The organism is Halorientalis persicus (assembly GCF_900110215.1).
GTDB lineage: Archaea > Halobacteriota > Halobacteria > Halobacteriales > Haloarculaceae > Halorientalis > Halorientalis persica.
On sequence record NZ_FOCX01000010.1, the window covers coordinates 105,159 to 130,909 of the forward strand.

Sequence of the window (25,751 nt, forward strand, 5' to 3'; positions counted from 1 at the left end):
GCCGGTTCCGCTCAGATCCGGTTGTTCAACTTGTACAGTTCCAGCGCTTCCAGCCGCGGATCTGACGCGGCCGTCGCGTTCGCCCCGACGGAGGTTCCGGCGACACCCTCGTTGGTCGCGCTCCCGGTGCCCGAATCGAGGATGTAGGCGACCTCCTCCGCGATCGTCTCGACCGGTTCGCCGAGTTCGTCGCTGGCCGCTTCCAGCGCCCGTTCGATCTCGTCGTCCGAGGCGGTGAACTCACCGCCGCCGCCGATCTCGGTGAGGTCAGTCATCCGCGACACCTCCCCTGACGACGTTGCTCTCGTCGAGGTCGAGTTTCTTCGCGTAGGTCTCGGCGTGGTGTTCGATGCGGCCGTCGTAATCCGCCTCGTCGGCCTCGGTGGCGGCCTGCTGGGCCACCTGCGAGAACGTGTTCGGTGCGTAGTGGTCGAGGTCGAGCGCCTCCTTGAACTGGGCGTGCCACAGCTCCATGCCGCGCTGGATGAGACCGTCGAAATCCGCGCCCAGCGGGTCGTCCATCGCCGCCGAGACGAAGTAGGCGGTGTCGATGACGTGGGGGAGACACTCCAGTGACTCCTCCCAGATCGCCTCGTCGACGCCCTGGTACTCGGGGATCCCAGCCCGTTCTTTCTCCAGGAGTTCCGAGAGCAGTTCCAGCCCGTGGGTGACGTGGCGGCCCTCGTCGGTGCTGACGAACTGGAAGCCCTTGTTTAGCAGGGGGAGCGGCGACTCCTGCATCATGTTGTTCTTCAGGAAGTAGCCGCCCCGAGCGGCGATACCTTCGACCATCATGTGGTAGGTCGTCGCGGCGCGGGCGATCTCGACGGGATCGCCGTTGTTGGCCGCCAGCGCCATGTGTGCACCCTGGCGTTCGCCGAGTTTGGACATCCCGCAGGCCGAGGTCCGGGGCAGGGGCTGGCCGCCCCGGCGGATGTCCAGATGCGTCTCCGGGAACACGTCGTCCATGACGGTGTTGATGTACATATCGAAAAACTGCGTGTGCTTGGCCTCCGTCATGGCGAACACCGTCGCGTACATCTCCTTCTCGATGGAGTCGTCGAGGTACGGCGACGCCATCTGCTCGATGATCCGCCGGCCGTCCTCCGCGACGGCGTGTTCCAGATCGACGAAGGCCGCGATGAGGCGCGCCCACTGCTCTTTCTGTTCGGGTTCCAGCGAGTTCCAGACCTCGATGTCTTCCTCGACCCCGATGGCGTCGACGAGTTTCGACACGTCCCAGGTGCCGAGTTCGATCCCCTTCTGGTACAGCTCGAACCACTTGCTGTCCATGTCCACACGACCCGTCTCCACCACTGGCATGTCTTGCAACGACATACCCCAGATGAGAGAGCGTACTGCGTAGGTATTTTTGCCGGAAAATAGTGGTAGTTTATACCACACATAGAGTAATCGAACATATTAGGCCCTGAGCGGCGCGTTTTACCAATATTTGAGAACAGGCGGTTCTCTTATTCGTCGTCGGTGTCGGAGCGACCGAGCCGTGTGGCGTCCGGCCCGAACTCGGTTTCGAGCAGCGTCGGCACGTCGTCGGGACACACGTCGGAGTACCAGCGGCCGCGGGGATGGATGGCGATTGCAGTGCCGTCGGCGCTACAGAGGCCGAGACAGCTCGTCTCGGCGACGTGGACCTGCGACCAGAACACGCCTCGTTCACGAAGCCACGTCTTCACTGCCGCGTACACCTCGTCACCGTCGGCCTCGGCACAGGCGGCGTGTTCCGAATCGCGGGCGTTCGTACAGACCAGTACGTGGTCGGTGAACCCACTCTCTCGAATCCGCTCGGTTTGCTCGTGCATCAGTCCGCGGTGGTCACCTCGTCAGCGGGCGACGACGGAACACCGATCTCCGACCCGTCGTTTGCGTGATCGGTGAACTGGGCGTGTCCGACCGCGAGGAGCAACCACAACAGCGCCTGGCCGAAGACGAACAGTCCGGTCAGCCCGTGTCGGAGGGCGGGCGAGAGCCCACCGCTGACGGCGTTCGTCGGGGCGAGCAGGGCTGGAATAGCGAGCAGTCCGAACGGGAGCATCGCGGCGGCGACACCCGCTGCGTGGCCCTTCGATTCGCAGGTCCGGTTGTACGCATACCCGGCCAGCAGACAGGTGAGCGCGCCGACGATCATCATCCCGGCGTACAGTGGGAGCCGTGTCGAGACTGCCAGCGACTGCTGGGCCCCCGGCGAGACCGGCGGCAGAACCAGCCAGGGCGCACCGGAGACGGTGACGAACCCGGCAGCGCCCAGCACGTAGCTCTTGGTCGCGCCGGTCCCCGGGATCGCCGGTTCGAGGAAGTAGTAGACGACCCCGAAGAAGACACCGCCGAGCAACACTGCCCACAGCCCGCCAGCCAGGACGCTCGCGCCGCGATTGACTGCAGTCGGGACTGCGCCACCGCCGTGAGCCTCGCCCTCGCCGCCAGTGGCGTGGCTGTGACCGTGGTGGCCGTCACCGCCGCCGTCGTGATTCAGCGCGTCGGCGTGGGCGACGAGCGGGTTGGCCACGCCCGCCATGAGCAGTCCGAAGACCACGCCGGCGAGGAGTCCAGCTTTCACACCGCGTGTCAGATAGTCGAACAGCATACTCAGTGGCAGGTTATCCCGGCCGCGTGGCGGAAGTTGTGCATGGAGTCGTGAACCAGCGGCTCCTGGACGAACAGGAGCGTGAACCCAAGAGCCAGGACCAACAGCGCGCCCGCAGCCACCTGCGTCGGCGTCAGTTCGACCCGTGCGCGTTCGATACGTCCGTGAACGGTGTTCGCTGTCGACATAGTAAACTACGGTTGTACAACAGCAAGCCCAGTTGTAAAGCTTTCGAGTGCGCCAAACCTCAGTTGCGGTCGACGGCGGCGGTCACGCGGTCGGCCGACAGCGCCGACAGCGGCACGCGTTCGGCGTCGAGAGTGTCACAGACGAGGTCCGTCACTTCCGCACGACTCCCATCACCGGCGTCGACGACGACGGTTTCGGCGTTCAGTGTCGCCAGTTCGCGAGCGGCCGCGCGGGTTTCTGCGGTCGGACTTCCCTCGGCGACGTTGGCTCGCCCGTCGGTGACCAGCACGACGACCGCGGCGTCGGGGTCGGCGCGTTCCAGGACCGTCCGTGCGGTTCGGAGGCCGTCGGGCAGTGGCGTCCGGTCGCCCGTCGGGAGGTCCTTGAGGTGACGGGCCGCTCGCGTCACGCTGTCGGTCGGCGGAAGGACTACGTCCGCCTCGTCGCCGGCCACCGCGACGAACCCCACCTCGTCGCGGGCCTCGTAGGCGTCCTGTAACAGTTCCAGTACCGTTCCTTTCGCCGTCCGCATCGCGCCCCGCATCGACGCGCTCGCGTCGACGACGAACAACACGAGCACCCCCGTCTCGCCCGCCCTGACGGATTGACGGAGGTCACGCGTCTGTACCGCGGAGCCGCCCCGCCGCGCCGCCGCACGGATCGAGGCCGCCGCGTCGACCGAATCGCCCGCTTCAGCCCGCTCCGTCCGCACACGTGCCCCCTCGGCGTCGGAACTCGGTGTCGACCGGGCGCGCGAGCCACCGTCGCTCCCCACGGCGCGCCCGAGGGAATCGGGGGCCGACAGGTCCGGAGCAGCGGCATCACCGACTGCCGCGCGTTGCTGACCGGGGAGCAGCGGCGTGGCCGGCTGGGCGTCTTCCTCGTCCGCTCCGTCGGAGTCGGGTGAACTCTCCGTACTGTCGTCGCTCGGCTCGTGGCCACCGTCCGCGCCGCTGTCGGCAGTCGGTGACGGTCGAGTGTCCGGGCCGCCCTGATCGTCCGGGTCGTCGGATCGGTCGCCATCCTCGCGCTCGTCTGACCGGGACCCGTCGTCGCGGTCGGTCGGTTCGGACCCGTCGGAGTCCGGGCCAGCGTCACCACCGTCGTCTCTGTCGTCGGCCGTACCCGCGTCCTCGGTCTCACCGTCACCACGCTCGTCGGGAGCCGGCTCGGCGTCCCCCGACTCGTCCCGATCATCGTCGGACCCGTCACCGCCGGCCTCGTCCTCGAAGTGATCGTCGAGTACGTCCTCCGGGTCCGGCGCGTCCTCGAACGGACGGGACTGGAGCCGGTGGGGCAGTGCCAGTTCGGCGGCCCGGCGCACGTCGGACTCGATCACGCGCGCCCGGCCCGCAAGCGCCGCGAGCGCGCGAGCGGCCCGCGCCGTGGCGATGTCCCCACGATGGCCGTCGACGCCGGCGTCCCGGCACAGCTGGGCGATCTCCGTGGCGAACTCGTCGGGAAGCACCACGTCCGCAAGACCGTCCCGCGCCCGTCGGAGTCGGGCCGCAGGGTCGGTGTCCGTCTCCGCTCCAGCGCGTTCGCCCAGCGCCTGCCGGATGATCGCCACGCGGTCGTCGATCTCCCGACAACCCGTCACCGTCGCCTGGAGCGCGAAGCGGTCACGCAACTGGGGTCTGAGGTCCCCCTCCTCCGGGTTCATCGTCCCGATCAGGGTGAACTCCGCCGGATGACTGACGCTCACGCCGTCGCGCTCGACGCGGTTGACGCCGCCCGCCGCCGCGTCCAGCAACACGTCCACCAGGTGATCGTCCAGCAGGTTCACCTCGTCCACGTAGAGGATACCGCGATTGGCCCGCGCCAGCAGTCCCGGCTCGAACTCCGAGTTGCCGTCGATGGCATCTTCGACCGAGAGCGTCCCGACGACCCGATCCCGGGTCGCACCGAGCGGGAGCGTGACGAGCGGAACCGGGCGCGTCTCGACCGGGAGATCGTCCCGGTCCCGACAGTCCGCACACTGTCCGGCGGGATCGTCGGGCGGACAGCCGTACGGACAGTCGGCGACCGCACGCTGGTCGGGGAGCAGATCCGCCAGCGCACGGACGGCCGTCGACTTGGCCGTCCCCTTCTCCCCGGACACGAGCAGTCCGTCGAGGTCGTCGTTCGCCGCGACGACGAGTAAAGCCTGCTTGAACTCCGCCTGCCCGACGATCTCCCCGAACGTCGGCCGGTGCCGCTCGCTCCGCGGCCCGCCAGGGCCCGCCCTTGCCCCCGCCTGCGAAGCTTTTTTGCCGTCGCCGTAATCAACCATACTTGCGTTAAGTAAACAGAGGTTTAACAACGTTATGCCGAAGATCGGGTTATACACTGCGACGGAGAACGAACTGGGCGCGGTCCAGCGGGCGGCCACGGAGGTCGAGACAGACCTGGTCGTGCGCTCGGACGGGGACCTCGACGACGTAGCCGACGTGGACGCGTTCGTCGACGAATTGACCGACGCGACGGCGGTGATCTTCTGGTTGCACGGCGGTCAGGACAGTATGCCGGGGTACGATCACGCAAGGGAGCGACTGGCGGAGGCTGGCGTCCCGCTGATCGTCGAGTCGACCGGCGACGCCTTCGCCCGCGAGGACACTACGGTCGCCAGCGCCGAGCGCGAGCGGGTCTGTGCGTATCTGGAACGGGGCGGCACGGCGAACGTGGCCAACTGTCTGCGCTATCTCGCCGCCACCTACGCGACCGACGCCGACCCGGCCTACGACGACCCCGTGGACCTTCCCACCGAAGGCGTCTACCATCCCGATCACCCGGCGGCGAGCTACGACGAACTCGTCGAGACCTTCGACCCCGACGCGCCGACCGTCGCCATCTGGTTCTACGAGTCCCACTGGACACACGAGAACACCCGCTACGTCGACGCGCAGGTCCGGGCCGTCGAGAGCCAGGGCGCGAACGCGCTCCCGATCTTCTGTGAACCCGCCACCGACGCCGACGGCCAGTGGGACGCCGAACGCGTCACCGAGGAGTGGTTGCTGGACGCCCACGGCGAGCCGGTCGTCGACGCCGTGCTCTCCTCGTTCATGTTTTCGCTGTCGATGGACGAACGCGGCCGGAGCGCGAGTGACGAAGGCGACAGCGCCGAAGACGTGTTCCTCGACAGACTTGGCGTCCCCGTGATCCAGACCGTGACGACGATGCGATCGCGCTCGCGGTACGAGTCGAGCGACACCGGCGTCATGGGCTTCGAACTCGCGCTCTCGGTGGCGCTCCCGGAGTTCGACGGCAACGTCATCACCCACCCGATCAGTGGCAAGGAGCGGACCGACGACGCGGCCGGGATCGGGAGCGCCCCGAAACAGCACTTCCCGATCGACGACCGCGTGGACCACGCCGCCCGCCTCGCGGTCAACTGGGCGCAACTTCGGCACACCCCCAACGAGGACAAGCAAGTCGCGGTCGTCCTCCACAACTACCCGCCCAGCGACGACGGCATCGGGACCGCGTTCGGGCTCGACAGCCCGGAGAGCACGGTGAATCTCCTGGACGAACTCCGCGCCCGCGGGTACGATGTGGGCGGCGACGTTCCGACGGACGGCCAATCGTTGATCGACGACCTCACCGCCCAGTTGACGCTGGACGACCGCTGGGTCGCGCCCGAGGACGTGCGCGACCTCTCGGTCGACACCGTCGCACCCGACCGGTACAGCGAGTGGTTCGCCGAGAAAGACGACCGCTTCCGCGAGAACGTGATCGAGGAGTGGGGCGCGGCCCCGGACCGACCGTTCGCCATCCCCGGCGTCGAGTTCGGGAACGTCCTCGTCACGGTCCAGCCCCCACGTGGGTTCGGCATGGACCCCTCGAAGGTGTATCACGACTCGGACCTCCAGCCACCTCACGACTACGTGGCCTTCTACGAGTGGCTGAAACGCGAGTTCGCGGCTGACGCGGTGGTCCACCTTGGCACCCACGGCAGTCTGGAGTGGCTCCCAGGGAAGACCGTCGGCCTCGACGGCGAGAGCGCGCCCGACCAGTTGATCGGCGCGCTTCCGAACGTCTACCCGTACATCATCAACAACCCCGGCGAGGGGACACAGGCCAAGCGCCGTTCCTACGCCGCGGTCGTCGACTACCTGACGCCCGTGATGTCCAACGCCGGCACCTACGACGACCTGGCCGACTTAGAGGAACTCGCGGATCGGTACCGCGAGGCCGGGATGGAGGACGCCCGCACCGACGACGGGGAGGCGCTGGCCGACCGCATCCGCGAGACCGTCGACGGCCTGGATCTGGCCGTCGAACTCGGCATCGCCGGCGAAATCGACGAGAAGGCCGACGTTCGCGGCCCCGACGAAGCCGGGTCGACGCTCGCCGAGGGAGCGGTTTCTGGCGAGGAAGTGGGCATCGACGAACTCGTCGAGCGCATCCACGAGTACCTGACCGACGTGAAGACGACCCAGATCCGCCTCGGCCTGCATACGATGGGCGAACCGCCCGAAGGCGACCGGCTGACGGAGTACCTGGTCGCGCTCACGCGCCTCGAGAACCCCGGCGGCCCGAGCCTCCGGGAGGCCGTCGCGGGCGTCCTCGGGATCGACTATCAGCGGATGCTCGACGAGCCCGGGACCTACGACGAGGACCTGGGCATGACCTACGCGCAGGCGGCCGACGAGGTGTACGAGACGAGTCTCGACCTCGTGGGGACTCTGGCCGACCACGGCTTCGACGTACCCGAGAGCGAACTCGCATCGGGAGACAGCGAGGTCAATATGAATCTGCTCGTCGTCGATTTCGACCCGGTCGGGGACGCCCGCGCCGACTCGGGCGCACACGAGGACCTGCGCGAGGCGCTTTCGTTCATCTGTGAGGAGGCCGCCCCGCGGGTGGCCGGCGCGGAAGCCGAGATTCCCCGGACCGCCGACGCGCTGGCCGGCGAGTACGTCCCGCCGGGCGGGTCGGGCGCACCGACGCGTGGCGGTGTCGACCTGCTCCCGACGGCCCGGAACTTCTACACGCTCGACCCACGGAAGGTCCCGGCCAAGAGCGCGTGGGACGTGGGGAGCGAGGTGGCCGACGGTGTGGCCGAGCGCCACCGAGAAGACGAAGGCGAGTACCCCGAGGAAATCGGCGTCGTCGCGTGGGGGACCCCGACCGTCCGGACGCGGGGCGAGACGATCGCGCAGGTACTCGCACTGATGGGCGTCGAACCGCAGTGGTCCGACGCCGGCCGCGTCGACGGCGTGGAGCCGATCCCCCTCGACGAACTCGGCCGGCCAAGAATCGACGTGACGACGCGTGTCTCCGGCCTGTTCCGAGACGCCTTCCCCGCCGCGGCGGGCGTGATCCACGACGCCGTCGACGCCGTCGTGGATCTGGACGAACCCCACGACCGGAACTACGTCAAGAAACACGTCGAGGAAGACGCCGAGAAACTGGAATCGGAGGGCCTCGACGCGAGCGAGGCCCGCGACGCGGCCAAACACCGGGTGTTCACGACCCGGCCGGGCGGCTACGGCGCGGGGACGAACAAGGCCGTCGACGAGGGCAACTGGGACGACCGCTCGGATCTGGCCGACGTGTACGTCCAGTGGGGCGGCTACGCGATGGGCTCGCGGGGCAACGTGTCCGAGGCCCACGACGCCTTCGAGCGCCGCCTCGGCAACGTCGACGCGACCGTCAAGATCGAGGACACCGCCGAACAGGACGAGTTCGACTCCTCGGACTGGTACGCCTTCCACGGCGGGTTCATCACCGCCGTCGCCGAGACGAGCGGCGAGGAACCCGCGTCCTACGTCGGCGACTCGGCCGACCCCGACAACGTGGACGTGTACACCAACGAGGAGAAGGTCCGGAAGGCGATGCGCGCCCGCGTCCTCAACCCCGAGTGGATCGAGTCGATGGAGGACCACGGCTACAAGGGTGCTGGCGACCTCTCGACCACCGTCGACGTGGTGCTGGGCTGGGACGCCACCACCGGTGTCGTCTCCGACCACCTCTGGGCGGACGTGGCCGCAAAGTTCGCCTTCGACGAGGAGCGCCAGGAGTGGCTGAAAGACGTGAATCCGTGGGCGCTGGACTCGATCACCGACACCCTGCTGGAGGCCATCGATCGCGACCTCTGGGACGCCGACGACGCGACCGAGGACCGGCTTCGGGACCTGAATCTGGAGGTCGACGGCGATCTGGAGGCGCGAGCGGCAGCGGACAGTGCCGATTCCGACGCCACGGAGGTGACGAGTGATGACGACTGATGGGGCGGAATTCGAGGAGTACGCGGACCTCGGTGCGACCACCGAGAACGCCATGGAGATCGCCGAGACCTCGATGGATCGTGTGCGCGAACTCGTCCCCGACGAGACGCTGGCGGACCGCATTCGCCAGAAGTCCGTCCACGCGACCGGCGACCCGGAGTTCCAGCACCTAGTGCGATTCACCGGCGAGACCGACGACGAACCCGTCGTCGCCGGCGCGCGAGCGGTCATGGACGAACGCCCCATCGTCACCGACATCACGATGGTCAAATCGGGGATCACCGGCCGCGGACACGACTGCCCCGTTCGGAAGGCCATCGGCAACGGCGCGGATCTGGCCGCCGAGACCGGCATGACCCGCACCGCGGCGTCGGTGCTGGAACTCGACCGTGAGGGCGTCTACGACGACGCGATAGCGGTCGTGGGTAACGCGCCGACGGCGGCGCTGGCGCTCGCAGACTGCATCGAGGACGGGACCCGGCCCGCTGTCGTCGTCGCCACGCCGGTCGGGTTCGTGAAGGCCGCCGAGAGCCGGAACCGGCTTCGCGAGGTCGCCGCCGATCACGGGGTGCCCGCGATCACGAACGTCGGTCGCCGGGGCGGGAGCGGTCTCGCCGCCGGGCTCACGAACGAACTGGTCCACGTCGCCAGCGACGCGCGTGACGGGACGGTGGAACTCCCGGAATGACCGACGATTACGACCTGGATTCGGGTCCCGACCCGGCCGCGTTCGCCGCGAACGGACCCGAGACGGCCGATCCCAGCGACCCGATCCACGCCGTCGGCATCGGTCCCGGCAATCCCGAGTTCCTGACGCCCCGGGGCCGGCGGGCCATCGCCGAGGCCGACGTGGTCGTCGGCTTCGAGACAGTGGTCGAGTTCGTCGCGGACCTGACCGACGCGGATCTGCTGACCTGTGGCTACCGTGACGAGGCCGAGACGCTGGCCCGGTTCGCCGAGCGCGTGGCTGGTGGCGAACGCGGCACGGCAGTCCTGATGGGCGACCCGAACCACTCGGGCTACCAGTTCCTCGGGAAAGTAGAGCGGGCCGTCGAGGGCGCGGGAGCGGTCCGGGTCGTTCCCGGAATCTCCGCGCTCCAGATGGCGGCCTCGCGGGCACGGACGCCGATGGAAGCCAGCGAGTTCGTCACGTTGCACAGGAGCGGCGACCTGACTGCCGATCTCGACCGGCTAGGGCGTGCGGTCGGAGAGCGACACCTGCTCGTCCTGCCCCGGCCGTACGATCTGATGCCCGGCGACGTGGCCGGGGAGTTGCTGGACGCAGGCGCACCGGAGAACCTCGACGCGCTGGTACTGGAGCGGTTGACACACGACGACGAATCCATCACTCGGACGACACTCGGCGGACTGGCCGAACACGCCGGTGGCGACGGGCCGGAAGACACTCCGTTCTCGGATCTGTCGGTGCTGGTCGTGCGGCGAGAGTAGGTCCGTCGGCCCCTCAGAGGCCGAATATCGGGACGAACCGGAAGGTGAGGTACGCGCCGAGCGTCGCGATGGCGGGCACGACGTTCTGCATCAGGACGACGCGGGCGGTCGTCGCGGGGTCGAACAGATCCCCCGCACTCGGAACGTGCTCCGGGTCCTCCTCGCCGATGGGCGGTAACTCCTCACCCGGTTCGTCGTCGGCCAGCGCGTCGATGGAGACCGGCGGCGCTTTCTCTTTCCTGACCGCCTCGGGGACGGTTACCGGCCGGGTCGCTCGCCCCCACCCCAGCCCGATGATCGACACCGTCGCGATGATGACGAAGCTAGCTGGAATGCCCAGTAACGAGAGGAAGACGACGAGCGTCGAACTGACCGACGCGACGACGATGGCGGCCGTCAGCGGGAGTTCGGTGATGTCGCTGCCCATCGTCTCCAGCGTTCGCCGGGCGATCGTGAACGCGCCGATCGTCACGGCAACCCCTCCGAGGATGATCGCCGGGTCCATCGCCAGTTCGCCGCTCCCGACCAGCGGCGCGACGGCGTTGGCGATGTTCGAGGTCCCTGAACTGAAGGCCATCAGACAGCCGATCGCGACGACGGTGACCGTCCCGATCAGCTCCCGGTGGTTGGTCGTCCGGTGGAGTCGCGGTATCGGGACGAGCCCCGATCGGTCCCAGTCGAGCAGGGGCCCGTCGCTGCGCTCCATCGCGACCATCCGGTTGAGCCGCGCGTAGAAGTACCGACCGATGATCAGCGAGACCCAGAAGCCGATGATCGGCGATACGACCCACCAGACGGCGATCTCACCCATAACCGCGAGGTCGAGCACGTCGCCGGCCAGCGCCAGACCCGCAATCGCGCCCACGGCGGTCATCGACGTCGAGGCCGGCACACCGAAGACGTTCCCGACGAGCAACGCGATGCCGATGAAAAAGAGGACGGCGATCGACGTTTCGAGCGTGAACACGCTGGTACTGGTCACCAGTTCCGTCCCGAGTTTCGTCACGACGTTCCGGCCGATGGTCCAGGCACCGAGGAAGAAGAACAGTCCCATCAATGCCGCCGCGCCCGTCTTCGAGATGGCGTCCGCGCCGACGGCCGGCCCGAACGCCGGTCCCGTCGTGGAACCACCGATGTTGTAGGCGACGAACATCGCCACGAGAACGCCGATCACGAGGAGGAGCTCGACCATCAGTTCCACCTGTCCTCGTGGTCATCGTCGGTCGATTCGTCGGCCTCCTCGTCCTCGTCCCCGTCGAGTTGTTCTTCGAGCGTCTCCTCGACGGTTTCCTCGACCGCTTCGCCAACCTTCTCCTCGACTGCCTCGCCGACCGTCTCCTCGACCGTCTCGCCCACTTTCTCCTCGACTGCCTCGCCGACCGTCTCCTCGACCGTCTCGCCGACAGTCTCGCCGACCGTCTCCTCGACGGTTTCACCGACAGTCTCTTCGACCGTCTCGTCGACGGTTTTCTCGACAGTCTCTTCGACCGTCTCGTCGACGGTCTCCTGGACGGTCTCTTTGACGGCCGTGGTCATCCAGTCCGGGTCGAACCGGGCCATCTTCCAGACGACGTGGATGAGATAGGATAGCAACACGCCGAAGCCGAAGGCCAGGCCGACTGCGTTGTCGGCGACCACGATCAGTGCCACCGAGAGGGCGATCAACAGCCCGTAGGTCAGATCGACGAGCGAATCGACACGACTCGGGTTCACAGTTCACCTCCGTCGGCCGGTAGTGGTTCGCAGACGGGAGCGCGTCGCTGGGGGCCGGGTGGCAGAGAATACACGTGTACAGTATACGAGAACCCCTCCGCCCAAGTATGTTAGCAAAGACGCCCGAGCGGCGGAAACAGTTCGTGATCCGCCCACACCCGCCGAGTCCGACCGAACCCGGCCAGCGGCACCGTCGCACTAGATCGGCCCTTCGCCGTCGGTCGCGACCGAGCGCGCGCCCCGGACGAGCGTGTCCTCGAAAGAGGTCGGTCGTGCATCCTCGGCGGTCGCCAGCGCACGCTGGCGCGTGATCTCGCCTTCGATCGCGTCGGTCACGAGCGGGTGGGCACCGAGCGGCTCGGCGTACGCCATCCCGCCACGGTCGAGTTCGAGCTTCGTGGGAATCCGGTGCTCGGTCGTCGCGTTCGCGGTCAGAAAGAGGGGGACGGCGACCGATCGGTCGGTCTCGACGGCGTAGCGGACACACTCGACGGCGGGGTTCTGCAGGAGATAGCTGGGTTCGACGGCTGCGTAGTCGGTCCGCTCGGCGATGCGTGTGGCGTGGTACTCGACCATCTGTCGGTGGTACGGCTGGGAACTGCTCCCCTGACCGACGAGGACGAGCGTGGCGTCGCGGTCGGCCTCGACCAGCGCGGTCGCGCGTTGGGTCACCAGCCGCGTGATCGCCGGACTCGCCCCGATCGGCTCACAGTATCGCACGGTGCCGTCGAACGCGGGGAAGGCTCGGGGCAGCACGTCCGTCGTCTCGTGGCTATGGGCGAGCGACGCCGGCACGACGTACACCACACCCTCGGAAAGAGAGCGAAACCGATCACGGAGTTCCCGACCGGGTTCCTCGGCGTACGTGACGGCGTGGGCCGCGTTGACCGCGCCGCGGCGCACGATGCGGTCCGCGTGAGTCGCCAGGGTCTCCCTGGCGTGTGTCCCCTCCTGCCCGACGAGTACGAGTGTATCCTGGGTCATGGATATTACAAGTTCGCTTTGTCTATGGCAAGCGAGCTTGACCGGAGTGATGCAAGAGAGCAAAAAATAAGTTTTGGTCAGGGAGTCGAGACCACCCCGGTGATTTCCGAGCCGAACATATTCGAGTGGCTTCCCGGGCTGTTGGAATCCGCCTCACGTGTATATATCAAAGCCCCAAAAATGGAGGTGTCATGAGTGATCAGATGAGTGCGCCGGGAACGCGGTTCTCGCGTCGTGACTTCGTGAAGGCAACTGGCGGCGCAGCGGCCGTCGCGCTGGCCGGATGCCAGGGCGCGCCACAGGCCCAGAACACCGCCGGAACGCCGGAGGCGACGCAGGCTGCCCAGTCGAACCAGTCCTCCCTGCCGGCGGCGGCTCCGCCGGAGATGATCGATCTCGCCGAGCAGGACAACGAGGTGACGCTGAAGACGGTGCCCGCACGGCTCCCGGTCCATCCCGAGGAGTCGCTGGGCGGCCCCATCGAACTCCCGCGTGTGTGGGCGTTCGCGGCCGACGACGGCCAACCCAGCGTCCCCGGTCCCGTCCTGCGGGCCCAGGAGGGCGACGTGATCGAGGTGACGCTGGACAACACCGACGGCAAGCGGCCCCACACCGTCCACTTCCACGGCGTCCAGAAGGCCTGGAAGGACGACGGCGTCCCGACCACCTCCGGCATCCAGGTCCCGCCCGGCGAGAAACACACCTACGAGATCCCCGCGAACACCCCCGGTACCCACGGCTACCACTGCCACTACCAGACCCACCAGCACATCGAGATGGGGATGTACGGGATCTTCCGGGTCGATCCTGCGGGCTACGAGGAGGCCGACCGCGAGTACTTCCTCACCGTCAAGGACTGGGACTCCCGGCTCTCCCGGATGTACGGCGGCGAGGACGTGAGCTACAGTGCCCACCAGCGCAAGGCCGACGTGTTCACGATCAACGGCCGGTCGCTCCCGCGTACCCTGCATCCGGAGGACGGCTCGCCGCTGATCGTCAGCCAGGGCGACACGGTCCGGGTCCACCTCGTCAACGTCGGCGGGTACATGGCCCACCCGATGCACACGCACAATCACCGGTTCGAGGTGGCCGAGAAGGACGGCACCCAGCTCCCCGACGCGCTCCGCGTCGAACAGGACATCGTCAACGTCGCACCCGCACAGCGACGCACCATCGAGTTCGAGGCCAGCGCCGAACCCGGCATCTACCTGATGCACTGCCACAAGGTCAACCACGCCACCAACGGGCTCGACGCCGCCGCCTCCTACCCCGGCGGCATGGTCACCGGCATCGTCTACGAGGAGGCGATGGACACCGACATCTTCGCCGACCTGATGGACTACGCCGGCTACGAGATGTAGCGAACGAGTTCGGCACAACTGACTCCCAGTCTACAGACCGAAACGACACATGGTCGAGAAACCCGAACGCGCCCGCGTCGGCGACGCGCCGCGGGACGCAACCGAACGCGAGTGGGACGTATTCGTGCGCGAGGAGACGGACAGCCGTATGCGGTACGTCGGGAGCGTCACCGCCCCCGACGCCGACGTAGCCTACGAGCAAGCGACGAAGCTGTTCGCCTGGTTCGCCGAGGACGTGTGGCTCTGCCCAGCCGACGCCGTCAGGCGGTACTCCACCCACGACCTCGACGAAGACGCCGAGCCCGTCCCGCTCGACACGGGCGAGGAACCGCGAACCGTCGAGTGATCGCGACGGGCCGAACTGGTTCGGGACAAGACCGACCGCGATTTACACGAACCTCGAACTATGAGCCAGGATGCACCCACCCACAGACGGCTGGACGTGCGCGAGATCGACGGCGAACCCTTCGGCGAGATCATGGCGGCGCTCGAAGCGCTCCCCGAAGACGGCCGACTCCGCCTGATCAACAGCTTCGAGCCGGAGCCGCTGTACGGCGTCCTCACGGAGCGCGGGTTCACCCACGAGACCGAACAGGTCGGCCCCGACGAGTTCCACGTCGATATCGAACACGCCTGATCCGAACACGTTCGCCCACAGTCGTTCGGCCGGTCGCCACGTCCCTTCGACCATGAGCGTCGTTCCTGGCGACATCGACACCGGACAGGGGCCGCCGATGACCGTCCCGCTCCGGCACTTCGTCGTCGCGGTCGGCTTCCTCGTCGGCGCGACCGTCCTCGCGGCCGCCGACGCCGTCCTCGCACTCCCCGGACTGGCGGGTATCGCTCACGTCCACCTCCTGTTGGCCGGCTGGGTCTGCATCACGATCATGGGGGCGATGACGCAGTTCGTGCCCGTCTGGTCGGGCGTCGCGCTTCACTCCCGCCGGCTGGCGAGCGTCCAGCTCTGGCTCGTCGCGCCGGGACTACTCGGCATGGCCGGGAGCTTTCTCCTCGGGGCACTGGGCTGGGTCCACGTCTTCGGGACGCTCGCACTGGCCGGGTTCTGGCTGTTCGCCTACAACCTCGGACGGACCCTGGTCCGCGTCGACGGCCTCGACGTGACGGAAGCACACTTCGCGTTCGCCCTCGCCTGTTTCGTGGCCGTGACCGCGCTGGGCTTCCTGCTCGCGCTGTCGTACGCCACGCCCGTGTTCGCCACCCTGCCGGTCACGCGGACCGGGGCCGTGGGCGCACACGCCACGCTCGCCGTGTTCGGTGCGATTCTGACCACCGTCTTCGGCGCGCTCTACCAGCTCGCGACGATGTTCACTCAGACCGAGCTTCACGGCGTCGATCACCATCTCCGCCGGATCGAGTCCTACGGCTACCCCACCGGCGTCCTCGCGCTCGCCGGGGGTCGGCTAGTGGGAACCGGTCCGCTCGCACGGGCCGGCGGCGCGCTCGTGCTCCTCGCCGTCGCGGGCTTTTCGATCCTGCTGGCCCGCCGACTGATCGAGACCCGCGTCGACTGGACGCCGATGCTCTCGCGGTACGCCGTCGTCGCGGTCACGATGGCCGGCTGGAGCCTGCTGTCGGCCCCGGCGTGGCTGACCGATCCCCTGGCGCTGTCCCACCGCTTTGGCGGGCCCAATACTGTACACTTGCTCGCGCTGGGCGTCGTCGGGTTCGTCGTGCTCGGCACGCTCTATCACATCGTCCCGTTCATCGTCTGGGTTCACCGGTACAGCGACCTGCTCGGGTTCGAGGACGTGCCGATGATCGACGACCTGTACGACAGTCGGCTGGCCGCGGTTGACTTTACCCTGTTTTCCGCCGGCACGGCCGGCCTCGTCGCGGCGGACCTGCTAGCCCTCCCCGCTGTCGTCGTCCCGCTCTCGGGGGCGCTCGTGGCCGCCGGTACCGTCGTGTTCGCCGCGAACCTGCTCGCCGTCCTGCGGAATCACAGCCCCCTCACCCTCGCCGGAGTGCTGTTCTCCCGTGCGGAAAGCGACGACGAGTCGGCCGAGGGGGCCCCACCCGGTGACACCGGTGTCACCTGATGGCATGACAGTCCGAGAGCGCCTATACGTCTGGCGGCCGTGGTGGTAGCCGACAACGATGAACATCCAGCTCCGGACGCCCTCGGACGAGGGCCTGACCGAACCATGACCGGACCACACCAGGACCAGCCGCTGGTCACCGCCGGTACCGACCTCGAGGACGCCGAGGCGGCCGTCGTGCTGACCCACGGCCGCGGCGCGAGCGCCGAGAGCATCGTCCAGCAACTGGGTCGGGAGATCCACCGCGACGGCGTCGCGCTTCTGGCACCCCAGGCCGCCCGCAGCACCTGGTATCCCAACTCCTTCCTCGCGCCCGTCGAGCGCAACGAGCCCGGACGGTCCTCGGGCCTACAGGCCGTCGAGAACGCCGTCGAGACGGCCGTCGACACCGGGGTTCCCCACGAGCGCGTCCTGCTCGTCGGGTTCTCGCAGGGCGGCTGTCTCTCCAGCGAATTCGTCGCGCGCACCCCGCGCCGCTATGGGGGACTGGCGGTCCTCTCGGGCGGCCTGATCGGCGAGACGGTCGATCCCGACGACTACCTCGCGGTCGAGGGCGACCTCGACTATACGCCGGTCTTTCTGGGCTGTAGCGACGCGGACCCGCACATCCCCGAGGAGCGCGTCCACGCGACCGCCGAGGTCCTCGACGAGCTGGGCGGCGACGTGACCACGCGCATTTACGAGGACATGGGCCACGGCGTCAACGCCGACGAACTCGACCACCTGGACGGGATGGTCGAGACGTTGCTGAGCGAGGACCACACCTAATTGTCGGGCAGTGTAACTGCGGGTATGGACGACTACGGCGACGGCTTTCGATTCGCCTACGACCACGGCCCGATCCGGTACGGGCGCGGCTGTGTCGACGCGCTAGCCGACGAACTCGCAGGGGTCGGGGTCGAACGGGCGCTGGTGGTCTGTGGCAAGACGGTCGGCGCGACCGCCGAGGTCATCGATCCCGTCGAGGACGGCCTCGGCGAGTACCACGGGGCGACGTTCGCCGGAACGACGCCGGACAAACGCCTCGGCGCTGCCCTGGCGGGACTGGAGGCCATGCGTGACGTCGACGCCGACGCCCTCGTCAGTCTCGGGGGCGGAAGCAGTCTCGATGTGGCCAAAGCCATCGCGGTACTCGCCGGTCGGGACGAAGACCCCCCGAAACTGGCCGCCGAACTCGAATCGACGGGCACCATCGCGGTCCCCGACGAGGTACCCCCCATCGTCGCGGTCCCGACGACGCTGGCCGGAGCCGACCTCTCGATGGCCGCGGGGATCACCGCCACGCCGGCCTCGGGACTGGTCGACGAACCAGTCGGCGGCGGCCTGTTCGGCCAGTCGCTGATGCCCGCCGCCCTGCTGTACGATCCGGCCCTGTTCGCGACCACGCCGACCGACGTACTCGCCGGGTCGGCGATGAACGGCTTCGACAAGGCCATCGAGACCCTCTACGCCAGCACGCGGACCGCCGTGACGGACGCGACGGCAAAGCGGGCGCTGGAACTGCTCTCGGAGGGGCTTCCGGACCTCCGGGCAGACACGGACGCGGCCCTCGATCGCGTCGTGCAGGGGATCGTCCTCGCCCAGTACGGGGCCTCGCGACCCGACGGGATGACCCTCTCGCTGTTACACGCGTTCGGCCACGGGCTGACCGCGGGCTACCCCGTCCAGCAGGGGGTCGCCCACGCCGTGATCGCGCCCCACGCACTCGAATATCTCTTCGAACACGTCGACGGCCGCCGTCACCTGCTGGCCGACGGACTCGGCGTCGACACCGACGGTGCGAGCGACGACGAACTGGCCGACGCCGTGGTCTCGCGGGTCGCGGAGATTCGCGACGCACTGGAACTCCCCTCCAGCCTCCGGGCAGTCGACGGCATCGAGCAATCTGACCTCCACGACATCGCGACGTACACCCTGAACGACAGCCTGCTGGGCTACGCGCCGGCCGAACTGGACCCCACGGTCGAGGACCTCGAAGGCGTCCTCCGCGAGGCGTGGTGATGGGAGACGCGTCCCCGCGCTGTCGGCTCTGCGGGTCGGCGTTGACCACCGGGCTCGTCGCGACCGGCCGCCGTGTCGGCTGTTGCAACGCCACGCCCATCGTCGGGACCTGCCCGGAACACGGGCCGCTCGGCCCCCACCACGTCGTCGAGGGCGAATGAAGGCGATCAGTGAGGGGGTGACGCCGTCGGTCGTGTCGATCCGCGGGTCAGGACGCCGAGTGTGGCCTCGATCAGGACCGTCCCGACCAGACACGTGGCCGCGCCCCCCAGGAGAACCGACCGGGGACCGACCCCGGTCGCGGCGTCGAACCCGCCGCCGGCCGAGAGCCAGTGACGAACCCGGGCGGCGGCCGCGACTTCGACCCGACCACCGAGGGCGTGGGCCAGCGCGAGCACGACCACCAGCAGGCCGGCCAGTCGCGGATCGGGGTTGCCCGACGGGGACGCGAGTGCGAGCGGTGGCACCGATCACGAGGAGCCGGTCCCCGACTCGCCGATGCGCCCGGTCGTGCCGACCTCCGTGGCCGATGGCGCGGCCATCCCGACCATGACCAGCGCGAGACCGGACGTGAGCAGGTTCACGCCGAACAACAGCCCGACGGCCCAGTCCGCGCTGGCCGGGAAACCGAGCAGGATCAGCGAGGACAGCAACACCGAGACGATCCCGGAGGCCAGTAGCCAGCTCCAGTTCTCGTTGGCCCGCAGGCGCAGGCCCATCACCAGCTGGACGACGCCCTCGGTGAGGAGGTAGACGGCCAGCACGAGCGTCAGCGCCACCAGCCCCAGGCTCGGGTTGGCCAGCATCGTGATGCCAGCGCCCCCGTACAGGATCGCCAGAGCGAGGGTGAAGACCGAGCCACGCCAGCCCTGTGCCGAGAAGGCCGCGGCGGTGTAAACGAGTGCGCCGACGACGAGAATCCCACCGAGCACCAGCGAGATAGCGACGCCCGTGAGGTACGGTGTGAGGATCGCGGCCAGTCCCAGCAGGACGAGCAACACGCCGCCGATCATGACGGTCAGCCGGTTCCGGGCGAGCGACCGGTCGGAGTGACTGTAAGTCTGCCCCGGAGATCGGTCCTGGGAGACTCCGTTCCGTGTCTCGGCCGCGTCGGCGGTGCTATCGCTGTCGTCGATGTCGTCGTGGTCGTCAGTGTCGTCGGAGCTCATGGGTCGATGGGAGTGGTGGACGCCGGGCGTCGACGGTCGGCGGAATCGCGCCGTAGTTCGATGGCCCGGGAAAAAGCGGTATTTCCGGGGCGGGTGTCCGAGCGGGGCCCGGTAGTGGCGACGTGGTTGCCCGACAGTACCGATCACGTCGCGTATCGAGTCCACACGGCGATGGCCGACGGTGTGACCACGACAGCGACGAGGTAGGAGTAGACCTGCCGGAGTTCGTCCTCGGGCACGCCGTCGTCGTCCACGTCGTTGCGCTCGACCAGCGCCCGGAAATCGTCGGACTCGTTGGCGTAGTCACGGATCACGGTCACGATGCTCGTGGTCTCTGCGTCCCGGCCGCGGGAGACGAACGAATCTGGGGGGTTGCGCCGCGCCGTCTGGAAGGATTCGAGCGTCGTGTCCCGCGTCAGCGGCCCCTCGACGAAGATCGTCACCGACTCCCCCTGGACGGCCTCGAAGTTGTCTTCGAGGAATTGGATATCGCGAGTGACGGTATATCGGCTCGGCGCGAACGGTTCGGGCAGGCTCTCGAGGTATGCGGGCGTCTCCTCGGGCGGCAGGAAGTCCTCCTCGGAGAACGCGGTGTCGATCCCGGTCGCGTAGGCGGCCGAGCCCGCCGAGATCAGGAGCACGACGAGCAGGAACGCGACCGGGACACGCCGGGCTGAACGGTCCGGTTGGGAGCGAACGCGTCGAGGTCGGGGGCCCCCGGGACCGGTTCGGTCTGTTCCCGTGTGGGGGTCGTTCCGTCGCCAGGAGCCGGCGTTCCGGTGCCGTCGCCGTCGGTCGGCGCGTCTCCGTCGGGTTCGTCCACCGGCGTTTCGCCACCACCGTCCTCGCTGGCATCGGTCGTCTCCGGAACTCCAGTAGTGGTCTTTTCGTCTCCGTCGTCACCCGTAATCTCCTCGCAGTCCTGGGTAGTGCGGACGGGCGTATCCGGAGTGGTCGCCAGTATGCCAGCGGAGTGACACTAATCGGCGGTCGACCCGGTGTTACCGGTCCCGGAACCGGCCAGCGAGAGGCCCGCGCCGAGGGCGGTGACGGTAACCGCCAGGAAGATAGCGCGGCGTTTCATTGGCTGACGGCCCCAGTCCGAACCCACTCGGTCGACAGGGCGCGATCCACACGGCGGCAACGCCGATCCGTGGGCACCAGTCGACTGTGCCGGTACCCAGTGCCGCTCGAGGCGTGGCAGGTGTTCGAGCCGTCGGTGGCCAGTCGCATCTTTCGCCGACCCTGGTACCGGAGACCCGTTAGTACGCGGTCTGTGCACGCCGGTTAACGGGAGCGTATTCGCCACGAACGGATTTTGAACCCGTCTACGACCCACAGCGGCCGGTCACACGAGTTGCAAGAACACGACCGGCCCGAACCCGAAGACGGACACGGGGACGAGATCGGCGAAGATGACGAAGCGGCTGACACCGAGGCGGACGACACCGACGAGGAAGACGCCACTGACGAAGCCGACGGAGAAGCCGTGACAGCTCAGGCCCAATTTTTCGAATCGGACCCAACAGCGGGGGCTACGGGGACGATTCCGCGGGTGTCGGCTCGTCGTCGGACAGGAGCAGGAATGCGAGCCGCGCCGCGATGTCGGGACTCACCGACCCGGCCAGCCGCATCGCCTCCGCCTCGTGGTCCTCGAGGCCGAGTACGGCCCGGAAGAACCACGAGAGCGTGACGTACCGTTCGTGCAGGTCGTCGGCCCGCGACCGCCCCTCGGCGGTGAGCGTGGCTCCCTCGTAGGGTTCGTACGTGATCAGCCCCTTCTGGTCGAGGCGCTGGCACATCTCGGTCGTTGCCGCCGGCGACTTGTCGAGTCGATCCGCGAGGTGACCCGACGGGATCGGGGGAGACCGACGCTGGTGCTCGACGTACAGGGCGAGCAGGTACTGATCGACCGTCGTCGCGGTGTCGGTCACGGGATCACCCACCGGCGACGATCACGACTGTCGCGGTTTCCCGGTCGCGATCGGCCCCTGTCACGCGTTCTCACCCAGTTTGGCGTTCAGTTGCCGCGTGACGAACTCGTCGTCCAGCAGCGACTCCGGTCCCGTCAAGTGGACGACCGGCCCGTTCTCGACGCGAAGCCACTCGTCGTTGCCGCTGCCGGCGAGCGTCACGGTCTGTCGGGAGTGTGGGAGGCTGTTCGCCCGTCGGCTGTCGGTCGCTTCCCGGACCGCGGCGAGTTCGACCGCCCCCTCCTCGACGGTGGAGACGACGAGGTCGTGCTGGGTCAACCCGGGGTCCAGTTCTCGCATCGCAGTCCGGTACTGACGAGCAGCCGAGCAAGCACGCTCGGCGTCGGCGTACGACGCGAACCGCGCGTCGGTCACGGGCTCCGGCCGGACGCCCGAGTCCCGACAGGCGACGACGAACTCGCCGTCTGCCGTTCGGAGGTCCGCGATCCGGGTCCGGGCCGTCCCGACGGTCTCGGCACGGTCGATGGCATTCCCGTCGCTCGCAGTGGGGGTGTTCGACACGGCTACACCTCCCCCCGGATCGCGGTCGCGACCTCCTCGCGGTCGAACAACTGCTCATCGGCCGGAATCTCCGGGTACGGTCCCACCTCGTAGGTCGGCCACTCGCCGAACTGCTCGGGGTAGAGCTGTTTGGCCGTCATCTCCAGCTGGAAGAGGTGCATGATCGGTCCCTGGTAGCGAGCGCCCTGGGGATACATCCGGCCGTTCTGGACCGCGGAGATCTCGGATGCGACGGGGTCCGACCGGAACGCTTCCGTCCGTTTCGGTAGACTCGTTCCAGGCTCGAATCCGCCGAGGAAGAAGATCACGTCGGGGTCGGCCTCCAGTAGCGTCTCGAAGTCGACGACCGTGTTCGTCTCGAGTTCGCCGTCGAAGGCGTCAGACACCTCGAAGGGACGCGTGTGTGCGGTCAGGAACCCCGGGTCGTTCACCGTGTACGCGTAAATCTCGTCCAGATCGGCCGAGGCGAGCATCACCGCCGAGGGCCGCTCGGACTCGGGTGGGAGGCCCGACTCGATGGTCGACATGATCTCGTCGTGGACCGCGGCCAGTTTCTCGTACCGTTTCCGTTCTCTGAACATATCGGCGACGATCTCGAACTGCTCCCAGAGCCCGTAGTACTGGTAGTCCTCCTGCCAGCCCGGGGCTGGTTTCGCGTGTCGGTCGCTCAGTGAATTGCCGAACCACGGCGAGATTTTGGTGGCGATCTCCTCGAAGTCCGCGCGGCTCCAGGCGTCCTGTTTGGCGATCCAGGCCGGGTCCGCCAGATGGACGTCGCTGTCCAGCTGATAGAGCTTCTCTTTCTCGGGCTTCCAGGAGGGGTAGAGCCCGGTCCAGTCCAGCGTGACGCCGGGTAACCGCGCGACGAACTGGTTCCAGAGCCCGTCGTAGTAGTCCGGCGCGTGCATCGCGGTGATCGAGTCACCGCGGCCGAGCGCGAACGCCATGTCGGCGTGATGGGTCAGGCGCGTGAACACCGTCTCCGGCGGCTCCGCGAAGGTGACATTACCCATCGGAGACATCGACACCGAGTACGATTCCGTTCCCGATTCGGTGTCGGCACTACCCTGCCCCAAAAGACTGCTACACCCAGCCAGTGTCCCACCTCCGACGGTAGCCATGCCGGTTTTCAGGTACATCCTGCGCGTCATGTCACGTCGTGATCGATGCATACGATTTAGGCCCGCCTAAACACATAAACCGCTTTCGGAATTTAGGTTTGCCTAAAATAGAGGTGCAGCATTATATAAACGCATCTGCGACCGCTGATGGTACCGTGGCCGCTGCGACCGATCGTGGCCGCCTCCACACAGTCGCTGCAGCAAGCGAAACGGTCCGCTGATCGAAACCGGAAAACGTGATCCGGACTGCATCCTGTTTCGGGCTGTAGATCTGCCTTGTGAACCCAGTTATGCACGGTGGATCGCGCTCGCTCGACACCGAATATATCAAGAACTAATATGGTATTCGAAAGCGAGAGTCCAGCGAGATGCAACTGAATACCGAGCTTCATCAGCAGTCGCGGTGTCGCCTCGCGTTCAACAGTCGATAAAAGTGACATTTAGCTCTCGCTATGGTCGAGCTTGGTCGCGAGATCTATCGTATAGACTGGTGAGAGAGCTGACAGCTATCGAGCCACTCCCGCTCGAAGAAGTGCGTGCTATCGTTCGTGAGACAACGAGGTGATTCGCACCTCAGTTTACTGCGACTCAACCACGTCTGTCCGATCGCCGTGTTCCTCTCGTGGAGTGTCACCCAGCATCCCGCTACTGGAACCCGATATTCGCAGGGTCTGTCGTCCGGTCGAGTGTGACTTCGAGGATACCATTGTTGAAGGTCGTCTCTGCCGACTGATCGTCGACGTACGCTGGCAAGTCGACGCGCTTGACGACCGGACGCGGGTCGCGTGCGACACGGATCGCCAGGTTCCGCCCATCGCACTGTATCTCAATCTCTTTCTGGCTGGCGTCTGGAATATCTGCGACGACACGGAGCTCGTCGTCGTACTTGTGGACATCGACAGGCTCCATCTCATCGCCAGCCATCCCAGACAGCATATCGTTGAGCTCGCCAAAGCGGTCGCCGAACGGATCGTCGTCCGGATTCCGTCTCATCACCGTTTTTACGCCCGTCACGCGGATAAGACTTCGGTGCAGGCTCATCGTGGCCGACGTAGACTGGGTTCAGCACCGATTTGCTCACACCGGACCTCGTTTCGGCCCTGGTTGTTTTGAGTCGCCGCCAGACGGCGGCGGGCCGCAGTTGGTCCCCCAATCGAACCCGATTTCAGGGACCGTTTTGGATAGCGGCGAGCGGGCCGAAAGTGCACACAACAGACGCTTTATCGGCTCTTCGGTTTTGTATTCGGTCCGTGCCGCAACAAGATGGGCGCTGCAGGATTTGAACCCGCGACAGCTTGGTCCGAAGCCAAGTACTCTGTCCAGACTGAGCTAAGCGCCCTCGGTCGCTCGGTAATCAACCGGCCGTGTTAAACGACTCGGTTGGCGTCGGTCGGTGCGGCGGGGGACATGGATCCGTGGAGACCGATTGGCGTGGCGTATCGGGTGGTTTATCAATCGGTCGTCGGGAGGACAGCATATGGGAACGGCGGAGCGTGTTCGCGGCCTGGTAGAGTTGACGCGGCCGGTCAACGCCGTTGCGGCCGGGGTGTTGACGTTCATCGGGGCGTTCGTGGCCGTCGGGAGCTCGCTTCCGACCGTACCGGTCCTCGCCGCTGTCGTCGCGACGGTGCTGGCAACCGGAGCGGGTAACGCTATCAACGACTACTTCGACCGGGAGATCGACCGGATCAACGCGCCCGACCGTCCGATCCCGCGGGGTGCGGTCTCACCCCGGGGCGCGCTCGTCTTCAGCGTCGCACTGTTTTTCGTTGCGGTCGCGCTCGTCCTCACGCTGTTGCCGCTTCTGGCTATCGGCATCGCGGTATTCAACCTGCTCGCGCTGATCACGTATACGGAGGTGTTCAAAGGCTTGCCCGGTGTGGGCAACGGGCTGGTGGCGTATCTCGGTGGGAGTACGTTCCTGTTCGGAACCGCAGCTGTCTGGCCCGTCGATACCACGGTCCTCGCGAGTGTCGTGGTGTTGTTCCTGCTGGCTGCCCTGTCGACGCTCGCTCGGGAGATCGTCAAGGACGTGGAGGACGTGGCGGGCGACCGCGAGGAGGGGCTGAACACGCTGCCGATCGCGGTCGGGGAGCGGCGGGCACTCGTACTCGCAGCAGTCTTGCTGGTCGTCGCGGCGGTGGCGAGTCCGGTGCCGTATCTGCTGGGAACCTTCGGCGTGGCGTATCTCGTGGTGGTCGTGCCGGCGGATCTGGTGATGCTGTACGCGGGTTACGAGGGGTTCGGGGATCCGACGGCCGGCCAGTCACACCTGAAGTACGGGATGTTCCTGGCGGCGATCGCCTTCGTGGTGGGCCGGGCAGCAACACTGGCGTGACCGCGTCCGCGGGCGATCAGCAGCGGTCAGTACACAAAAGCATATATGTGTGCCGGCAGC

At 67.3% G+C, this 25,751-nt stretch carries 29 protein-coding genes, 1 tRNA gene and 1 pseudogene; 11 read left to right on the forward strand and 20 right to left on the reverse strand.

All coding sequences use genetic code 11. The features are described from left to right. Positions 1-11 precede the first annotated feature (11 nt). The 6 genes from BMX17_RS12270 to BMX17_RS12295 all read right to left on the reverse strand — a co-directional run bounded on the left by BMX17_RS12270 (position 12) and on the right by BMX17_RS12295 (position 5,063). Complete coding sequence (locus BMX17_RS12270; RefSeq protein ID WP_092660435.1) at positions 12-275, reverse strand: hypothetical protein; 264 nt, start codon at positions 273-275, stop codon at positions 12-14. After that, positions 268-1,338, reverse strand: a complete 1,071-nt coding sequence (locus BMX17_RS12275) for a ribonucleotide-diphosphate reductase subunit beta (protein WP_092660437.1) — start codon at positions 1,336-1,338, stop codon at positions 268-270. Before BMX17_RS12275 ends, BMX17_RS12270 begins: the two co-directional genes overlap by 8 nt. A 134-nt stretch (positions 1,339-1,472) precedes the next feature. Then, positions 1,473-1,820, reverse strand: coding sequence for a (2Fe-2S) ferredoxin domain-containing protein (locus BMX17_RS12280; RefSeq protein WP_092660439.1), 348 nt, complete (start codon positions 1,818-1,820; stop codon positions 1,473-1,475). After that, positions 1,820-2,602: a CbtA family protein gene (locus BMX17_RS12285; RefSeq protein ID WP_092660441.1), complete on the reverse strand. Its 783-nt coding sequence runs from the start codon at positions 2,600-2,602 to the stop codon at positions 1,820-1,822. The genes BMX17_RS12280 and BMX17_RS12285 overlap by 1 nt, the downstream gene beginning before the upstream one ends. Before the next feature lie 2 nt (positions 2,603-2,604). Further along, positions 2,605-2,790 carry a CbtB domain-containing protein gene (locus tag BMX17_RS12290; protein ID WP_092660443.1) on the reverse strand — a complete coding sequence of 62 codons (186 nt, stop codon included), beginning with the start codon at positions 2,788-2,790 and terminating at the stop codon, positions 2,605-2,607. Positions 2,791-2,849: 59 nt separating this feature from the next. Further along, on the reverse strand, positions 2,850-5,063 hold the full coding sequence (locus BMX17_RS12295) for a VWA domain-containing protein (RefSeq protein WP_092660445.1): 2,214 nt from the start codon (positions 5,061-5,063) through the stop codon (positions 2,850-2,852). 34 nt (positions 5,064-5,097) lie between these two features. Between BMX17_RS12295 and cobN the strand changes: the two genes are divergently transcribed. The 3 genes from cobN to BMX17_RS12310 are packed head-to-tail and all read left to right on the forward strand — an operon-like array spanning position 5,098 to position 10,449. Continuing rightward, on the forward strand, positions 5,098-9,000 hold the full coding sequence (cobN, locus tag BMX17_RS12300) for a cobaltochelatase subunit CobN (protein ID WP_092660447.1): 3,903 nt from the start codon (positions 5,098-5,100) through the stop codon (positions 8,998-9,000). Further along, a complete protein-coding gene (locus tag BMX17_RS12305) occupies positions 8,990-9,688 on the forward strand; it encodes a precorrin-8X methylmutase (RefSeq protein WP_092660449.1) in 699 nt (232 codons plus the stop codon). Before cobN ends, BMX17_RS12305 begins: the two co-directional genes overlap by 11 nt. Further along, a complete protein-coding gene (locus BMX17_RS12310; RefSeq protein WP_092660451.1) occupies positions 9,685-10,449 on the forward strand; it encodes a cobalt-precorrin-7 (C(5))-methyltransferase in 765 nt (254 codons plus the stop codon). Before BMX17_RS12305 ends, BMX17_RS12310 begins: the two co-directional genes overlap by 4 nt. Positions 10,450-10,462: 13 nt before the next feature. Here BMX17_RS12310 and BMX17_RS12315 read toward each other — a convergent pair whose 3' ends face one another. The 3 genes from BMX17_RS12315 to BMX17_RS12325 form a co-directional block, all read right to left on the reverse strand. Further along, positions 10,463-11,641 carry an inorganic phosphate transporter gene (locus BMX17_RS12315; RefSeq protein ID WP_092660453.1) on the reverse strand — a complete coding sequence of 393 codons (1,179 nt, stop codon included), beginning with the start codon at positions 11,639-11,641 and terminating at the stop codon, positions 10,463-10,465. Then, positions 11,641-12,162, reverse strand: a complete 522-nt coding sequence (locus BMX17_RS12320) for a hypothetical protein (protein WP_092660455.1) — start codon at positions 12,160-12,162, stop codon at positions 11,641-11,643. Before BMX17_RS12320 ends, BMX17_RS12315 begins: the two co-directional genes overlap by 1 nt. Before the next feature lie 198 nt (positions 12,163-12,360). Then, positions 12,361-13,146 (reverse strand): CbiX/SirB N-terminal domain-containing protein, encoded by a 786-nt coding sequence (locus BMX17_RS12325; RefSeq protein ID WP_092660457.1) that lies wholly within the window; start codon positions 13,144-13,146, stop codon positions 12,361-12,363. A gap of 191 nt (positions 13,147-13,337) precedes the next feature. Here BMX17_RS12325 and BMX17_RS12330 point away from each other — a divergent pair, with 191 nt between their 5' ends. From BMX17_RS12330 to BMX17_RS26115, 7 genes are all read left to right on the forward strand, one after another. Then, positions 13,338-14,507 carry a multicopper oxidase domain-containing protein gene (locus BMX17_RS12330; protein ID WP_092660459.1) on the forward strand — a complete coding sequence of 390 codons (1,170 nt, stop codon included), beginning with the start codon at positions 13,338-13,340 and terminating at the stop codon, positions 14,505-14,507. A 49-nt stretch (positions 14,508-14,556) separates the two neighbouring features. Then, positions 14,557-14,853, forward strand: coding sequence for an Htur_1727 family rSAM-partnered candidate RiPP (locus BMX17_RS12335; RefSeq protein WP_092660461.1), 297 nt, complete (start codon positions 14,557-14,559; stop codon positions 14,851-14,853). A 60-nt stretch (positions 14,854-14,913) separates the two neighbouring features. After that, positions 14,914-15,144, forward strand: coding sequence for a DUF2249 domain-containing protein (locus BMX17_RS12340; RefSeq protein ID WP_092660463.1), 231 nt, complete (start codon positions 14,914-14,916; stop codon positions 15,142-15,144). A 52-nt stretch (positions 15,145-15,196) separates the two neighbouring features. Then, positions 15,197-16,567, forward strand: coding sequence for a heme-copper oxidase family protein (locus BMX17_RS12345; protein WP_092660465.1), 1,371 nt, complete (start codon positions 15,197-15,199; stop codon positions 16,565-16,567). A gap of 105 nt (positions 16,568-16,672) precedes the next feature. Further along, on the forward strand, positions 16,673-17,335 hold the full coding sequence (locus BMX17_RS12350; RefSeq protein WP_092660467.1) for an alpha/beta hydrolase: 663 nt from the start codon (positions 16,673-16,675) through the stop codon (positions 17,333-17,335). Positions 17,336-17,359: 24 nt separating this feature from the next. Beyond that, on the forward strand, positions 17,360-18,568 hold the full coding sequence (locus BMX17_RS12355; RefSeq protein ID WP_092660469.1) for an iron-containing alcohol dehydrogenase family protein: 1,209 nt from the start codon (positions 17,360-17,362) through the stop codon (positions 18,566-18,568). Next, the gene (locus BMX17_RS26115) at positions 18,568-18,729 is read left to right on the forward strand and encodes a hypothetical protein (RefSeq protein ID WP_170845405.1); all 162 of its coding nucleotides are present in this window, start codon (positions 18,568-18,570) and stop codon (positions 18,727-18,729) included. The genes BMX17_RS12355 and BMX17_RS26115 overlap by 1 nt, the downstream gene beginning before the upstream one ends. A gap of 6 nt (positions 18,730-18,735) precedes the next feature. On the opposite strand, the gene BMX17_RS12360 is transcribed toward BMX17_RS26115, so the two are convergent. The 11 genes and pseudogenes from BMX17_RS12360 to BMX17_RS12405 all read right to left on the reverse strand — a co-directional run bounded on the left by BMX17_RS12360 (position 18,736) and on the right by BMX17_RS12405 (position 24,692). Next, the gene (locus BMX17_RS12360) at positions 18,736-19,035 is read right to left on the reverse strand and encodes a hypothetical protein (RefSeq protein WP_092660471.1); all 300 of its coding nucleotides are present in this window, start codon (positions 19,033-19,035) and stop codon (positions 18,736-18,738) included. Positions 19,036-19,038: 3 nt separating this feature from the next. Beyond that, positions 19,039-19,737 (reverse strand): HdeD family acid-resistance protein, encoded by a 699-nt coding sequence (locus BMX17_RS12365; protein WP_092660473.1) that lies wholly within the window; start codon positions 19,735-19,737, stop codon positions 19,039-19,041. 143 nt (positions 19,738-19,880) lie between these two features. Continuing rightward, positions 19,881-20,378 carry a hypothetical protein gene (locus tag BMX17_RS12370; protein WP_092660475.1) on the reverse strand — a complete coding sequence of 166 codons (498 nt, stop codon included), beginning with the start codon at positions 20,376-20,378 and terminating at the stop codon, positions 19,881-19,883. Then, positions 20,369-20,560, reverse strand: a complete 192-nt coding sequence (locus BMX17_RS12375; RefSeq protein WP_092660477.1) for a hypothetical protein — start codon at positions 20,558-20,560, stop codon at positions 20,369-20,371. The genes BMX17_RS12370 and BMX17_RS12375 overlap by 10 nt, the downstream gene beginning before the upstream one ends. A 525-nt stretch (positions 20,561-21,085) precedes the next feature. Next, on the reverse strand, positions 21,086-21,244 hold the full coding sequence (locus BMX17_RS26120) for a hypothetical protein (protein ID WP_170845406.1): 159 nt from the start codon (positions 21,242-21,244) through the stop codon (positions 21,086-21,088). A gap of 28 nt (positions 21,245-21,272) precedes the next feature. Beyond that, a complete protein-coding gene (locus BMX17_RS12380; protein WP_244515003.1) occupies positions 21,273-21,683 on the reverse strand; it encodes a metal-dependent transcriptional regulator in 411 nt (136 codons plus the stop codon). 48 nt (positions 21,684-21,731) lie between these two features. Further along, positions 21,732-22,232: a DUF7552 domain-containing protein gene (locus BMX17_RS12385; protein ID WP_092660481.1), complete on the reverse strand. Its 501-nt coding sequence runs from the start codon at positions 22,230-22,232 to the stop codon at positions 21,732-21,734. Between the two features lie 2 nt (positions 22,233-22,234). Continuing rightward, positions 22,235-23,383: an ABC transporter substrate-binding protein gene (locus BMX17_RS12390; protein ID WP_244515004.1), complete on the reverse strand. Its 1,149-nt coding sequence runs from the start codon at positions 23,381-23,383 to the stop codon at positions 22,235-22,237. Between the two features lie 203 nt (positions 23,384-23,586). After that, positions 23,587-23,793 (reverse strand): annotated as a pseudogene (locus BMX17_RS12395) (IS6 family transposase); the annotation flags it as partial. Between the two features lie 205 nt (positions 23,794-23,998). After that, complete coding sequence (locus BMX17_RS12400) at positions 23,999-24,346, reverse strand: Hsp20/alpha crystallin family protein (RefSeq protein ID WP_139203504.1); 348 nt, start codon at positions 24,344-24,346, stop codon at positions 23,999-24,001. Between the two features lie 271 nt (positions 24,347-24,617). Further along, positions 24,618-24,692 (reverse strand) — tRNA-Arg (locus tag BMX17_RS12405). 138 nt (positions 24,693-24,830) lie between these two features. Here BMX17_RS12405 and BMX17_RS12410 point away from each other — a divergent pair. Continuing rightward, positions 24,831-25,691, forward strand: a complete 861-nt coding sequence (locus BMX17_RS12410) for a geranylgeranylglycerol-phosphate geranylgeranyltransferase (protein WP_092660485.1) — start codon at positions 24,831-24,833, stop codon at positions 25,689-25,691. Positions 25,692-25,751 lie beyond the last annotated feature (60 nt).